This window comes from Sphingomonas chungangi (genome assembly GCF_013778325.1).
GTDB lineage: Bacteria > Pseudomonadota > Alphaproteobacteria > Sphingomonadales > Sphingomonadaceae > Solisphingomonas > Solisphingomonas chungangi.
Window position 1 is genome coordinate 300,826 of record NZ_JACEIB010000006.1, and the last position, 13,025, is coordinate 313,850.

The 13,025-nt window shown below is 63.6% G+C and carries 20 protein-coding genes and 1 pseudogene; 9 read left to right on the forward strand and 12 right to left on the reverse strand.

The features are described 5' to 3' along the window. Window positions 1-21: 21 nt before the first annotated feature. From HZF05_RS09730 to HZF05_RS09755, 6 genes and pseudogenes are all read right to left on the reverse strand, one after another. On the reverse strand, window positions 22-288 hold the full coding sequence (locus HZF05_RS09730; protein ID WP_343046864.1) for a DUF3253 domain-containing protein: 267 nt from the start codon (window positions 286-288) through the stop codon (window positions 22-24). Next, window positions 285-557, reverse strand: a complete 273-nt coding sequence (locus HZF05_RS09735) for a UvrB/UvrC motif-containing protein (protein WP_160365868.1) — start codon at window positions 555-557, stop codon at window positions 285-287. The genes HZF05_RS09730 and HZF05_RS09735 overlap by 4 nt, the downstream gene beginning before the upstream one ends. Before the next feature lie 187 nt (window positions 558-744). After that, window positions 745-939, reverse strand: a pseudogene (gene thiS, locus HZF05_RS09740) (sulfur carrier protein ThiS); the annotation flags it as partial. A 92-nt stretch (window positions 940-1,031) separates the two neighbouring features. Further along, the gene (locus HZF05_RS09745) at window positions 1,032-2,972 is read right to left on the reverse strand and encodes a transketolase C-terminal domain-containing protein (protein WP_220129785.1); all 1,941 of its coding nucleotides are present in this window, start codon (window positions 2,970-2,972) and stop codon (window positions 1,032-1,034) included. Between the two features lie 120 nt (window positions 2,973-3,092). Next, window positions 3,093-3,437: a DUF2934 domain-containing protein gene (locus HZF05_RS09750; protein WP_160365870.1), complete on the reverse strand. Its 345-nt coding sequence runs from the start codon at window positions 3,435-3,437 to the stop codon at window positions 3,093-3,095. 55 nt (window positions 3,438-3,492) lie between these two features. Beyond that, window positions 3,493-3,795, reverse strand: a complete 303-nt coding sequence (locus HZF05_RS09755) for a DoxX family protein (RefSeq protein WP_181638835.1) — start codon at window positions 3,793-3,795, stop codon at window positions 3,493-3,495. Between the two features lie 405 nt (window positions 3,796-4,200). On the opposite strand from HZF05_RS09755, the gene HZF05_RS09760 reads away from it, so the two are divergent. From HZF05_RS09760 to HZF05_RS09775, 5 genes are all read left to right on the forward strand, one after another. Continuing rightward, on the forward strand, window positions 4,201-4,452 hold the full coding sequence (locus HZF05_RS09760; protein WP_160365872.1) for a hypothetical protein: 252 nt from the start codon (window positions 4,201-4,203) through the stop codon (window positions 4,450-4,452). Window positions 4,453-4,526: 74 nt separating this feature from the next. Then, entirely contained in the window at window positions 4,527-4,970 is a 444-nt protein-coding gene (locus HZF05_RS09765; RefSeq protein ID WP_160365873.1) for a DUF488 domain-containing protein, read from the forward strand. Between the two features lie 515 nt (window positions 4,971-5,485). Further along, complete coding sequence (locus HZF05_RS22130; protein ID WP_281367499.1) at window positions 5,486-5,611, forward strand: hypothetical protein; 126 nt, start codon at window positions 5,486-5,488, stop codon at window positions 5,609-5,611. 36 nt (window positions 5,612-5,647) lie between these two features. Next, window positions 5,648-5,956: a helix-turn-helix domain-containing protein gene (locus HZF05_RS21860; RefSeq protein WP_246331851.1), complete on the forward strand. Its 309-nt coding sequence runs from the start codon at window positions 5,648-5,650 to the stop codon at window positions 5,954-5,956. After that, window positions 5,953-6,132, forward strand: coding sequence for a hypothetical protein (locus HZF05_RS09775; protein ID WP_160365874.1), 180 nt, complete (start codon window positions 5,953-5,955; stop codon window positions 6,130-6,132). The genes HZF05_RS21860 and HZF05_RS09775 overlap by 4 nt, the downstream gene beginning before the upstream one ends. Window positions 6,133-6,310: 178 nt before the next feature. Here the strand turns inward: HZF05_RS09775 and HZF05_RS09780 are convergent, their stop codons facing one another. Further along, a complete protein-coding gene (locus HZF05_RS09780; RefSeq protein ID WP_160365875.1) occupies window positions 6,311-7,111 on the reverse strand; it encodes a hypothetical protein in 801 nt (266 codons plus the stop codon). 478 nt (window positions 7,112-7,589) lie between these two features. On the opposite strand from HZF05_RS09780, the gene HZF05_RS09785 reads away from it, so the two are divergent. Continuing rightward, window positions 7,590-8,321 (forward strand): Crp/Fnr family transcriptional regulator, encoded by a 732-nt coding sequence (locus HZF05_RS09785; protein ID WP_160365876.1) that lies wholly within the window; start codon window positions 7,590-7,592, stop codon window positions 8,319-8,321. A 45-nt stretch (window positions 8,322-8,366) separates the two neighbouring features. Here HZF05_RS09785 and HZF05_RS09790 read toward each other — a convergent pair whose 3' ends face one another. Next, the gene (locus HZF05_RS09790) at window positions 8,367-8,642 is read right to left on the reverse strand and encodes a DUF6894 family protein (protein ID WP_160365877.1); all 276 of its coding nucleotides are present in this window, start codon (window positions 8,640-8,642) and stop codon (window positions 8,367-8,369) included. Window positions 8,643-8,953: 311 nt separating this feature from the next. Here HZF05_RS09790 and HZF05_RS09795 point away from each other — a divergent pair, with 311 nt between their 5' ends. Beyond that, window positions 8,954-9,238 (forward strand): hypothetical protein, encoded by a 285-nt coding sequence (locus tag HZF05_RS09795; protein WP_160365878.1) that lies wholly within the window; start codon window positions 8,954-8,956, stop codon window positions 9,236-9,238. Window positions 9,239-9,489: 251 nt separating this feature from the next. Here the strand turns inward: HZF05_RS09795 and HZF05_RS09800 are convergent, their stop codons facing one another. Next, window positions 9,490-10,044: an inorganic diphosphatase gene (locus HZF05_RS09800; protein ID WP_160365879.1), complete on the reverse strand. Its 555-nt coding sequence runs from the start codon at window positions 10,042-10,044 to the stop codon at window positions 9,490-9,492. A gap of 218 nt (window positions 10,045-10,262) precedes the next feature. Between HZF05_RS09800 and HZF05_RS09805 the strand changes: the two genes are divergently transcribed. Next, window positions 10,263-11,210, forward strand: coding sequence for a TIGR03557 family F420-dependent LLM class oxidoreductase (locus tag HZF05_RS09805; protein ID WP_160365880.1), 948 nt, complete (start codon window positions 10,263-10,265; stop codon window positions 11,208-11,210). 119 nt (window positions 11,211-11,329) lie between these two features. Next, window positions 11,330-11,524 carry a hypothetical protein gene (locus HZF05_RS09810; protein ID WP_160365881.1) on the forward strand — a complete coding sequence of 65 codons (195 nt, stop codon included), beginning with the start codon at window positions 11,330-11,332 and terminating at the stop codon, window positions 11,522-11,524. 229 nt (window positions 11,525-11,753) lie between these two features. On the opposite strand, the gene HZF05_RS09815 is transcribed toward HZF05_RS09810, so the two are convergent. From HZF05_RS09815 to HZF05_RS09825, 3 genes are all read right to left on the reverse strand, one after another. Beyond that, window positions 11,754-12,104: a hypothetical protein gene (locus HZF05_RS09815; RefSeq protein WP_160365882.1), complete on the reverse strand. Its 351-nt coding sequence runs from the start codon at window positions 12,102-12,104 to the stop codon at window positions 11,754-11,756. Continuing rightward, window positions 12,101-12,643 carry a type 1 glutamine amidotransferase domain-containing protein gene (locus HZF05_RS09820; protein WP_022688740.1) on the reverse strand — a complete coding sequence of 181 codons (543 nt, stop codon included), beginning with the start codon at window positions 12,641-12,643 and terminating at the stop codon, window positions 12,101-12,103. The genes HZF05_RS09815 and HZF05_RS09820 overlap by 4 nt, the downstream gene beginning before the upstream one ends. A 96-nt stretch (window positions 12,644-12,739) precedes the next feature. Then, window positions 12,740-12,964: a hypothetical protein gene (locus HZF05_RS09825; protein ID WP_160365883.1), complete on the reverse strand. Its 225-nt coding sequence runs from the start codon at window positions 12,962-12,964 to the stop codon at window positions 12,740-12,742. Window positions 12,965-13,025 lie beyond the last annotated feature (61 nt).

Sequence of the window (13,025 nt, forward strand, 5' to 3'; positions counted from 1 at the left end):
CGAAGTCTCTCCGCCTGTCCGTCAATCGGCGTCGGTCCGGGCAATCCGATAAGGTCCTGATCGCGGCTTTAGTGCCCTGCCTTTCCAGCTTAGGCTGATATTCTCTTGATCCAACAGGTGATCGACCGCGGCATGGACGATCGGCATCATGGTTCGCCAATCTGCCGCATCATCCGCGGACGCTTCGGCCGTGATTTTCCGTGCGACTTCGCTTGGACATATCGTCGCTCCCGGATCACGATCGGCAAGCATGGCCATTATGGCGGCACTTGCGACGTCGGCCTTCACTTGCGTTTCCGACCGGACGTCATGAGATCGGGCTTTGGCGGCGGGGTCCACCCTGGCGGAGGAACCGGCCGCTGCCGGCTCGTGCCGAGCCCCATGGACCCAGGCTGCTGGCGGATCAAACCCGACGTGTCGGCGCGGGCCGCCTCCGCAGCGCTCGCTCCGCCTCGCATCAGATTGATCCGGTCGCGAAGGCGCCGCGCCTCCTCGAAATCAAGATTGCGCGCTGCAGTTTCCATCCTGCGCCGGAGATCTTCGATGGCGTCAGTCACTGCTGCTCAACGCACGTTGGCCACTTTGGGAGGCATCGCGCCCAGAACGCGTCGCTTCCCGCATGATCGCGCGATCTCGGCGGCGATTGGCTTCGTTCAACGGCGCCAGCGCGGCGGTGCCAGCTGTCATGAACCGTGCGCGCGTCGCGGGCGCGGAGATGGCCTGTTTTCAGGGAACAGAAGGAGCGATCTCCAGCTCATCCCCGTCCTGGACCGCTACGTTCGCCAGCGTGGAGCGCGGCACCATCTCGAGGTTGCGCTCCACGATGACGCCGTCGGCCGCCATTCCGATCTCGGTGACGAGCGCGGCCAGCGTCAGGCCGTCACGAACGCGGCGGTGCTCGCCGTTGATTCTGATCGAAATGGTGCCGTCGGCATGCATGACGTGTCTCCCGAAGAACGAGATGGGATAGGCGTACGGTTACCCCACAGCGATCGGGCAATCGATCGCGACACCGGTCACCCGCGATCGCCTTAGCGCTTCGGGCGTGCCCCTGCTGCATCGACGAGACGCCGGATCGCGGCTTCGATACCGGCCGGGTCCAACCCCTGACGCCCCATCTGTTGCCAGAGACCGCCGCCCCCCTCGATGTGCGTCCCGATATGGTCGTAGCGGCCCTTGAAGCCGTATCGCAGCAGGTGGCTGCCGAAGCGGCTGCCGAGACCGGTCTTGACGTTCCAGCCTTCTACGACCAGCACCCACGGTGCCTCGGCCAGTCGCTCCATCATGGCGTCGTCGAGCGTGTTGACGGTCGCCTTGTTGACGAGGCCGACCTCGACGTCGCTCTCGCGCAGGCGGATCACCGCATCAAGCGCGCGATAGACGGTTTCCCCGAAGGCGACGACGAAGCCGCCGCCATCGGCTGCGCGGATGATGTCGTCGACACCGGGTTCGAAATCCTTGCCTTCGTAGAATGGGCGACCGTCCTCATCAAGCAGATCGGGGACAGCGGCCCGGGTGCTGAACACGAAGCGCAAGCCCGGGTCGCCGAAGACCCGCTTCACGCAGGCAGCGAACTGGTGCCGGTCGGCGGGAAAATAGAGACGGGTGTTGTCCTGGCCCTCGTGTGGGTCGATCCCGCCGTCCGCGAACATCGAATTGATGCCGAAGTGGCAGCTGTTGTCCGCCATGTCGTCCACGCCGCTGTGCGAGAAATGGGCGAGCACATTGGCGAAGTTGAGGCGCGCCATGGTGATCTCGCTCACCACCATTTCGAGGAAGGCGCTGAATGTCCCGTATATGCCCTGTCGACCATCCGCCGATCCGAAGCCGGCCGCGGCGGAAAAATTGCCGCGCTCCATGATCCCGCCGCGGACATAGATTTCGGGGTGCTTCTCCCGGATCGCCTTCAGCCCGCATGAGCCTTCGAGATCGTTGTCGAACACGCGCACGCTCTCCAGCCGGCTCGCCTCGTCCATCTGGTCGAGCATGGTGTTGATGATCTTGCCGAAAGCCTCGCGGTTCTTGCCCTCGCCAGAGGAACCCTCGTAGGTGAGCGGACTCTCGTCCTTGCGCGCGCCTTTCAGGAGCTCGATGGCCTTCTCGTAGCCGCCTCGCTTCTCAAGATACGCGATCGCGATATCAGCCTTGAGCGCGTCGTGGGCGTGGATGTCGCCTTCGGCGCCCGGAATGCCGACCGCCATCCGGCGCTTGATCACGACGGCGTGCGGAGCGGTGCTGGTGAACGCCCGGCAAAGATCGACGTAGAGCGCGTCGAGATCCTCTCCCATCGTCGTCTCGGTCGTCAGGCCATAGCCCGAAAGGGTACGGCTTAGATCGAAGCCGGCGAGATATTCCTGCGGATGACCCGAGATGGTGACGTCGTTGTCGTCGATCAGGACCTTGATGTTGAGCCCTTTGGCGACGGCCAGCCGCGCCGCCTCCGCATCGTCGCCCTCCATCTGGCTGCCGTCCGAGCCCAGCAGCACGACCGCCTTGTCCGGATTGGCCATGGCGACACCGTTGCAGAAGGCCCAGAGATGGCCGAGGCGGCCCGAGCTGAAGGCGACGCCGGGCGTCAGGCCCTTCTCCGGATGCCCGGGCAGGCCGCTGTCATACTCGCGGTAATGGAGAAGCCGCTCGGCCGGCATGTGTCCGTCGAGGACACTGAGCAGATATTGCGTTGCCACCCGATGGCCCGCCTCGTCGTAGAGGATCGGCACGATCGGTGCGCCGCCGGCGATGAATGCGCGCACCATCAGGACTTCGGGGACCGTGTCGTAAGGGCCACCCGAGTGACCGGCCAGGCCTTTCGCCCCGGCGAGTGCCGTGAAGAACACGATGGCATCGCGGCACAACCGGATGTTGTGCTCGAGCGTCGCCTTGTCGCTTTCCGACAGCTTCGGGCTCGAGGGGTCGAGGGTCAGTGGCTTGAGTTGCCCGAGATCGATCGGGAAGGTTTCGTCTTGCATCATGTTCCTATCGATCCGGAGGTGTCGGGCTTGAAGCGGCATCGAGGCGATGATCGGGGCTTGCACCGCGATTTGAGCGGGTCGATGTCGCGTTAGGGGAGCCCGGACGCCCGGTGTGTTTGGTCAGGGGCCTTCGGTCCAGGGCGTGGTCCCGGGCTCGGGAATGCGATCTTCACCGGCGGCATGCCAGTGTTCCTGGTCGCGACCCTCGGGCCGGCCCTCGCTCTCCCAGATGGCATAAGCCCTCTTGCGCCGGGCTTCGTCATCATCGGACGGATCGCCCTCATCCGGCTTGCGCTCCCGTTCCGCCTGCGCTTCGCGTGCGTCGGCCTGGCGTTCCATGGCGTTGCCGAGCGTGTCGGTCGCCGCAGCAGGAGGGGCATCCGGATCGCCGGTGACCTTCCGGCCTCCGGCAGGCGCCTCGCCATAGGCTCTCTCCAGACCCTCCGGCTTCTGCTTCTCGGCCATGATCGTCTCCTCTCGAATGATGGAATGCGGGCACGCGACCAGGCTGCTTCCCCGCTCAGCCTTCCGCGCCTCTCTTTTCTGTTCTGAGCGGCATGAGTGCGCGGACCCGGAAGTCGGTCAGCCAGAGGCCGGCCCATGCGAAGATTCCCAGCAGGACGCATGCGATCTCGGCGAGGGAGCCGAATTCGAGCAATCTCAGGTGGGTGAGGATGGCGCCACCCAGTACGCCGGTGACGAGGATCGCTCCGATGAAGGCTGTAGGTGGGAGCGCATATGTTATGGCGCACACCAGCATCGTCAGCCCGAGCGGCACCATCAACGAAGGCGATATCGCAACCAGTTTCAAATCGTTTGCCACCCGATCCGATCCGGAAAGGCATGCTGCGGAGTAGACGACGAGGATGACCGTTACGATGGCACGCAGAGCAAGGCCGGCGGGGCGCTGGAACGGGCTATGGCCGGCGTGCAAATTCATAAGGCGCAAACGGCCAGCCCCCGACGTCGTGCCGATGCAAGCTGATCTACATCGAGATTGAACCGGATTAAGCGGTGGAGTGCCCCGCTAGAACGATGGTCCACAATATATCCGAATGGGAATAGTGCCTCCAGACCCGGCCGGTCGATCCCTGGCAGCCGCATAGTTGTGGCATCGTCTTGCCAGCCTTTCTTTCGGCCCTCTTTCTTCGACCCCTCTTTCGACGGCGGCGCGGCAACCGATGAAAGAAAGCGGCGTTCGTCCCCCACAGTCATTTGGAGCAGGACGATGGCCAATCTGCAGGAGGCGGCGATCCCGCTCGACACGGCGGCAAGCGAAGCAAGTCTTGCGGTGCGCCTGGTATTCAAGATGCTCGCGATGCTGCGCGAATCCGGAACGATCGATGACGAGACGCTCGAGACTGTCGCCGAGGGACTAATTGCCGAGCTCGGATCGGAGCAGGAACGCGCCGCACAGTGGCGCATGCTTGAGGATTGGCTCCCGAAGTTTTCGCGAGACGGCGAAACCACACCAAGATGACAGTCGAGGCTGCCAACGGTCCTGTTACGTCGAGGTCGGCTCGATCTTGCAAAACTGTTTCGGATGTCTCTAGCATGGAAATCTTCACGATCGGCTATGAAGGGTCTACCCAGACGGAATTGGTAGCGGCCTTGCAGGCCGCTGGCGTAGAGCTTCTCGCAGATATTCGCGCCGTTCCGCTATCTCGGCGCCCGGGATTTTCCAAGAACGTCCTGGCCGCCGGCCTCAAGGAGGTCGGCATCGACTATGTCGGGCTGAAGGCGCTTGGCACGCCGCCCGAGGGAAGGGAGGCTGCACGCAAGGGTGATCACGATCGCCTGGCCGAGGTCTATGCCGGCCAGCTCGAACTCCCCGAGGCGATCGTACAGTCCGAAATGCTCAAGGAAATGGCTGTAGAGCGGCCGACGGTCCTTCTATGCTTCGAGCGAGATCCCGTGACCTGTCATCGCTCGCTACTCGCAGAAGCAATTTTTCCCGGTGCGAAGCGAACCGATCTGTTCGCGAGCCCGTCGAACTGATCCAGATGAAGACGCCGCTGATTTAAGCGGCGTTGGAACCGATGGCCGATGAAGGCTTGGCCGCAGGCATCTCACGAGATGGGCCTTGTCGAATGGAAGCCGGACCGTCTCGATCTACGCCGCGCGACGACGCCCTATGAATGCGCGGCGTCGCCGACGGCGTGGCCTTGGCCACTCGCGCGGCAAAGCGGGGATCACGTGGAATATCGAGGAGTTCCTCCGGCATGAAGTGCGTAGATCTCTTCCTCCGCAATCGGTCGACCGCGGTGCTCACGGATCAGGAGCGTGAGCGGCTTGAAGCCGCGGTCGCGGAGCGAAGTCGGTTGCCGGCGCGCGCGACCCTGCTCGAGCGTGGCGAGCATCTCCGCCAAACACGATGCTCGTGACGGGCTTCATGATCCGCTACATCGACGACACCGAAGGGCGCCGGGCAGATCGTTGCTTTCCACGTTCCGGGCGACTTCGTCGATCTCCACGCCTTCCCGCTGCATGTGCTCAACCACGCGATCGCCACCTTGACGCAGGTGGAAATGGGGATCGTGCCGCATGGAGCGCTCAGGCGCCTGACGGCCGAGGATCCCGATCTCGCGCAGAAGCTGTGGGGATCGAACTTGCTCGACGCCGCGATGCTTCGCGAATGACTATTCCGCCTCGGCTGCCTGGATGCCGTGGGGCGGTTGGCGCATTTCATTTCGGAGACCAACGCCAGATTGGCTGCGATCGGCTACAGCGATGGCAAGGCCTTCGGGCTTCCGATCAACCAGACGGATCTTAGCGAGATCACGGGGCTCAAGGCCATTCACGTGACTCGTGTACTGCGGATGCTTCGCGAGGAAAGAATCTGCGCGTTTCGATCCTCCCGCGTCGAGATCGCGGATCTGCCGCGGCTCGAGCAGATCGGACAATTCGATCCCACTCATCTTTATCTCGAAAATCGCTCGACCGATCCGGCGAGCCCGCTTGGAGAGCAGAATTCGAATGGATGATCCACGCAACCTCAATCCTTTCGAAGTCCAAGGCCGTGGCTGAGGAGGGGCTGGTCCTGCTGGACGGCCCCGATGGCATCGCGATTTCGATGACGCCGGACGCTGCGGAAGAAACCGGAACCAGCCTGATCGCCGCTGCTCGAGAGGCCCGCGGCCAGGTTGCTCCCGACGGCTGAGCAAGAAGATCGTCGAGCAATTCCTCGATCGATCAGGCGGCGGATGCTGTCGCGCTGGAAAGGATCGGCGTTGAGCCTGATCATGCGTTGCTGGTCGACGGATGATATCTCGCCGATCGCCTATACACCCCGCCGCGCCTTGGCGCGACGGGATGTCTCCTGTCCAGCTTGCGGCTACTTAGGGGCGTTCGAACAGGTCGGCATGCTCGTCACGCAAATGCCCTGCGTAGCCGGCCGCGCAGCAGGCTATGAAGGCACCGATGAGCATCGACAGCGCCGTGAAGAAACCCAGGGCCGAAGACGCCTTGCGCGCCTTGTCCGCCGCCTCTCGAACAGTGGTGACCGCGGCATCGACGCGCTGCTGGGCTTCAGGAACCGAAATCCCGGCCTGGGCTGCCACTTCGTTGGCAAGATAGGTTCTGTCGTCGGTCTGGAGATCGCCCCGCGCGAGCAGGTGCGCCATTTCCGTGCGCGCGACCGCTGTCGCCGGAGCATTGGGTCGGTTGGTTCTCAGCATCGTATCCGTGGCATCGCTCACGGCGACCGAGGCCGCCGTCGCGCCCGCGTTCGTCGCGGAACTGGTCGCTGCAAACGCGACGGCGCCGACCACGGCCGTGGCCACGGCCCAGGCGAGAAGCCCGTGCGCGGTATCGCGAAACAGGACTTCATGCGTGTGGATGCCGGTCCAGCGTGTCCGCAGGCGACCGGTCATGTAGCCGGCGAGCGCGGAGGAGAGCCATTGGGTCACGATCAGCCAGATGCCCGCACCGATCGCGAACGTGGTGACGGTCGCGCCGGCTCCGGGCCATGGGGATGCGGCGGCAAAGCCGAGCCCCGCGCCGATCGCTATGAGGATGAGGGTCGTTGCGACCGCGACAACGGCGCCGGCAAATACGGATGCCCAGTTCACTGCGGACTGCGCGGCCTCTGCCGGTCGAGCGGCCGCGAGCGCCGGGTCTTGATGGAAGGCGGTAGCCATGGCCGGTCCTTCTCAGTGCCAGAGGAGAAGCAAAAGGATGATGATCGGGATGGGAACTCCCAGAAGCCACAGCAGGATAGGCATGTCCGTCTCCTCTTTGATCGCATGGTCTCGACCATGTCGTATCGCCCAAACGGACGATGGGTCGTTCTTGATCCATAACGATGCAAAAGTTGATCTGGATCAAGGAAAAGTCGTCGCCATCGGTGCTTAGGTCGTTCATTGCTGTCCATGAGCCGCAAGCACGGCAGCGACCGAGAGACAAATGAGAGCTCCCGCTTCAGGACGAAGAGTTTCTCATGTCGGACGATGTCGATTATTATCTGCGTCGGGCAAATGAGGCGCACACTGCCGCGATCGTATCTCGCGATCCTGCTGCCCGGACCTCCCACGCCACGATGGCACGGGAATATGAACGGCGCGCCGGGCGGATCGTTTTCGATACTTGCGCGACCGGGCCTGCGGCCGAAGGCCGCTCATGAAACCGCTGCGCTCGCCGGATGTCGATCAGGCGCTCCAGCTGTTTCTGCGGCGATTGCTGGGCCATTCGGCACTCGCGGATGAAGAGCAGGCGGCCATCGTGTCGCTTCCTGGCGTCGCCGTGCCTGCGAAGCCGAATGTCGATGTGGTACATCCGGGCCAGAAGACGGATCATTCCTGGCTTGTCGCCACGGGCCTTGCCGGCCGCTTCAGCGAGATGATCGATGGCGCCCGCCAGATCACGGCGCTCTATCTGCCTGGCGACATGGGCGATCTTCACTCGCTCGTCCGTCCCCGGGTCGATGGAGCATTGCAGGCCCTTACCGCCACCATCTTCATCCAGGTTCGCCACGTCGACCTGCATCGGCTGATGGCGCGGCGTCCGCGGATCGCGGAGGCGTTCCGGCGAGACTGCGAACTCGATTCGGCGCGCTTGTCCCGCTGGCTGGTCAATTGCAGCCGTCGTGATGCATCGACGCGGATCGCCTATCTGCTGTGCGAACTCGCGACACGCCATGAGCTTGCCGGTCTCGGTCGCATCGACGAATTTCCGCTTCCCATGTCCCAGATCCAGATCGGGGAGACTCTCGGCTTGACCGCCGTCCACGTGAACCGTGTCCTGCAGAGGCTCAGGCGGAGCGATTTGATCCGTTTCGAGCATGGCCTCGTCAGAATTCCCGACTGGAGCCGCCTCGCTGAAATCGGGCAGTTCGACGCCGAGAATACGTGACGGGGAAGGGGCACGGCCGGTCCTCGCGCGAACGGACGTGAGGCGCTAGGCGATGCCATTCCGAGGTCGGTGATCATCTTGCTCTGCGCTTGCCGGGATCCGGGCGTCGACGGGCAGGATGAGCAACTCGCGATGCTGATCGTCTTCAATATGAAATTCCAGGTGCAGGCTGGTGACGCCGGTCGCGACTTCCAGGAGGATGATCTCAGCCGCCGTTTCGCGAACCATGCGGATGATATCGCCGACGTCCGCAGCCTCGTAGCCGAGCGTATCGACGGCCCGACCGTCATCGTCAACGATATGCACATAGAATGTCGACATCGCGTGGCCTCGAATGGAGGGTCCCGTTCTGGAGCAATGGATGACGTGGTGGCCGTCTTGACCTGATACAGCGCATGTCGGACGCCTTTGATCCGTCCCCAAGCGACGTCGTGCTCCTGCAGGTCGTCGCTTCGCGTGGGGGAGCAGGACGACGCGATCGAAACCTTCGCATGTTTTGCGAGCAATGCGTCCCGGGATCTCATAAGCCACTGCGACGTTTGCGCTTTCATGGCGACCGCAATCCATTAGCTAAACCTTCCGTCAACGGCGAAGGCCGTCAGGATCGAGGTGCGGGTAGGGGTCGCCCTTGGATGGTCGATCTCGATCACCGGGTGCTGGCGGCGCTGGATTGCCCGTCGGGCGAGCTCAAGCCGGAGACGGTCCAGCGAGTGATGGAAAATGTCAGGGCGAAGGCAGTGGCGATGCGCTGGTATGGCGGCGGCCAGATCTCGCTCGAACCTTCCGATCTCGTACTCCCCGTGCCGGAACCCATCCGATTGACAGATGGCAGCGAGATGCCCCGCTCTCCCTGGTTCTGCATCATGGCGATCGGGCCCCTGCCGGCAGGCATGCCCAAGCTTCGGATCGTCGACTGAACGACTTGAGCCTAGGTCGAAGACTCGGGGATGAGCCCGCGAGCTTGCAGAAGGAACCGCTCGTTCGGTTTCCGCCCTCTGGGGCAGCACGAAGCTGCCGATCGACACGGACGAGGCCAGCACCGTCTCGCTGCCGCCGAGCGCCCATCAGGCGATGCAAAGAACGAGAACGCCGAGCTGAGCCGCCGGATGGCCCGCAGCGTCGGCCACGAGGTTCGAGACATGCCGGGTGGCTCGGTAGAGCGGCCTGATCATCGATCGCGACCGATGTGGCGGGCCGTCTCGCATCGCTCGGTCGCATCCTGGATGAGCCGGATCGCCTCGGCGGAATCGCCGATGCCGAGAACCTCGAAGCCTTTTCCCTTCAGCGCATTGTAGTTGGCGAACCATCGCCCGAGATGCTCGACGAAGGGCTCGCCGAGATCCGACACGTGGCGGGCCTGATCGTAGCTGACCGAGAGCGCCCCGCGCCCGATGAGACGATCATTGCGAAAGGTGCGGCCTCGCTCGGTCTGTTCGGCCTTGATGACGCCGAGGATATGGACGTCGATGACGCATCCGACCGCGGCAGGCTCGTCGCCGATCACGAATATGTCGAGAGCATCGCCATCGTCGGCGAGCGTCGAGGGCACCATTCCGAAATCGAGCGGGAAGCTCATTCCGGCGGGAAGCAGGGCCGACAGCTCGAAAGCCTCGATCGACGCGTCCCAGGTATATTTGGAGCGGCTGCCTTTCGGCGTCTCTATGACGACGCGACAGATGCCTGTGTCCGCGTCCAGTCTGTGCGGGATAGCCGCTAAATCCATATCGTTCGATCCCATGGGATGTCGCATCTTGCATCGGCTTGCGTCGAACGGGCCTGCTGCCGATTTTGATCCAGCATGTGCGATGCATCCCGGTCGATATCCCCGGTCGTCGCAGCGCTTTCCTTTTCGACCGCCAGTGAATCGGGGTGGGTCGGAGGCAGATGGCCCGGGATCGATTGCCTATCCCCAGCATTAAGGTCTCTCTGATGGAGGATCGGATGGTGCAGTTCGGATACAAGCTGATGACCGAGGAGCACGGGCCGGCTGCGCTGATCGAGAATGCCGTTGCCGCGGAGGCCGCGGGCTTCGACTTCGTCTCGATCTCCGACCATTTCCATCCTTGGCTCGAATCGCAGGGCCATGCCCCGTTCGCGTGGAGCGTGCTCGGCGGGATCGCGCAGGCGACCTCGCGGATCGGCATCGCGACCGGTCTCACCTGCCCGATCATCCGCTACCACCCCGCGATCATCGCGCAGGCAGCGGCAACGATCGGCGTGATGTCGAAAGGCCGGTTCACCCTGGCCGTCGGCGCCGGCGAGCGCCTGAACGAGCATGTCACCGGGGAGCGCTGGCCGTCGACGCCGCAACGCCATGCCATGCTCGGCGAGGCGATCGAGATCTTCCGCATGCTCTGGAAGGGCGGCGTGCACAGCTTCGAAGGGGACTGGTACGTCGTCGATCACGCCCGCCTTTATGACCTGCCTGACGAGCCCATAGACGTCATCGTGGGCGTGAGCGGCCCGGCGTCGGTCGCTCTGGCCGTCGAGGCGGCCGACGGCATCATGGCGACGGAGCCTAAGGCTGAGTTGGTCGAAGGCTTCCGCAAGGCGAAGCAGGGCCCCGCCTATGCGGAGGCGGTCCTTTCCTATGCGGAGACCGAGCAGGCGGGGCTGGAACAGGCCCACCAGACGTTCCGCTTCTCGGCGCTGGGCTGGCCGGTCAACAGCGAGCTGCGCGATGTCGAAGGCTTCGAGTCCGCCTCCCGGTTCGTCCGCCCCGAGGATCTGGCGGATGCGATCGCCGCCGGGCCGGATGTCGAGGCGCATCTCGCGGTCATTCGCCGCTATGTCGATGCCGGCTTCGATCATGTGGTGTTGAGCTGCCCGGGGCAGCATCAAAAGCGGTTCATCGAATTCTTCGAGACAGAGCTTCGCCCGCGTCTCTAGCGGAGCTCGGTCAAGATGGCCCTCATCGGTCCGGCCGTTCGCTCGCGTCACCGATACGGACGCGATATCGTCGCGTCGGCTCGTCCCGGCGCTCGTTGGGCAGGAAGGAAGGAGCCATCATGACCGGTATCAAGCATCCCGCTGCGGACACCCTGGACGACAAGCGCACCTATGCCGCCGACATCGACATGAGCCGTGATGCGGCCGAGCAGGCGAAGCCCAGGAAGCCGACAGGAAAGCGGTCGAAGGACGAGATCGAGCGGGACAATGCCGCCGCAATCGCGGCCGCAACATCCCAGACCGGCCAGACATGAGATCGTTACAGGGCGGGGGCGATCCGAGGGTCAGCGTTTCTATTGGCCAGCCGGATTGTCAGTGGCGCCGTCCGGGCCATGGCCAATCCCTGGATCGCCCTTTGCGCTGGGCCTCGTGCAGTTCCGCGTCGGTGAGTGACGGATCTCCCAAGGTCTTGGGCCGGCTTGCGCTTTTCGGCAGCGGCGGACGATCTTGCTTGGGTCCGGGCATGTCAGTTCTTGCGAAACATCAGGGATCCGTAGGGGCGGAAATCGTCAGCTCGCCCGGGCCGTTCCGACCGCTGATCGCGACGAGCTTCCGCCCGCCGTCCCATAATTCGATACGGTAATCGCCCGCTTGGTCGAGCGTGCGTCCGATTGCCTCGTCATCGCTGAAAGCCTTGATATTCTCGACGCTGCGGATGTCCCCGGTCAGCGCATTCATGCGATAGAGTCGATAGAGATTGGGTATCCCCGTCATGGATCTGTTCATGTCGAAGGCTGGCGGAAGCAGCTGCGAAATCTGCCCTTCCGCCGAATTCATGTTGTCGAATACCACCGGCATCGAACGAAAGCCGGTAGCGACGATCGTCGAGTTCAATCCTGTTCGATGGACTTGATCAGAGCCTCGGTGAAAGCCGGAATGTCGTCCGGCTTGCGGCTGGTGATGAGCTTGCCGTCCACCTGGACTTCCTTGTCGACGACCTCGGCACCGGCATTGCGCAGGTCGGTGCGGATAGAGGGCCAACTCGTCACGGTGCGACCATCGATCACGTCGGCCTCCGCCAGCAGCCACGGTCCGTGGCAGATCGCCGCCACCGGCTTGTCGGCCGCGAAGAAGGCGCGAACGATGGCAAGCGCGTCCTGCTCCATCCGCATCGTATCGGGATTACCGACGCCGCCGGGGATCAGCAGCGCATCATAGTCGTCGGCCTCGACCTCACCCAGCGTCAGGTCCGGCGTGATCGTCTCGCCTTCGTCGCTGTCGTGCACCACGCCCTGGATCGGATCCTTCTTGATGGACGCCAGCGTCACCTGCGCGCCGGCGTCCAACAGGCTGGCACGCGGCTTGAACAATTCGCTGTTCTCGAAGCCGTCAGTCGCGAGGATCAGCACCTTCGACTTGTCGATCATCGGCATACGTCTCTCCTGTGGCTGGATTGTAAACCTCAACGGACTGTCCGTGCCGCCGTTCCGTGCCAAGCCACGGCTCGTTCTATCGATCGCACCAGACGTTCAGCGCTCTGGTCTGACGGGCGTCTCGCCGAGCTCGGGTCTGTCCGTGGGGGCCTGCCGGGGCTTGGGGGCGCCGGTCTGGGTGGGCTGTCCTACCCCGGCTTTCGCGGCACCCTCTGCCTCCGCGTCATGTCCTCCGAAATCCTCGTCGCCGTTGCTGGGGCCTTTGGCGCGGTCGATATCATCGGGCGAAGCGCTGCTGTGGCTGCGTTCTGCCATGGTCATCCCATCCTCCAATACGTCCAATGGAGCATCATCAACGAACGAAACGGGGTAATGCGCCCGT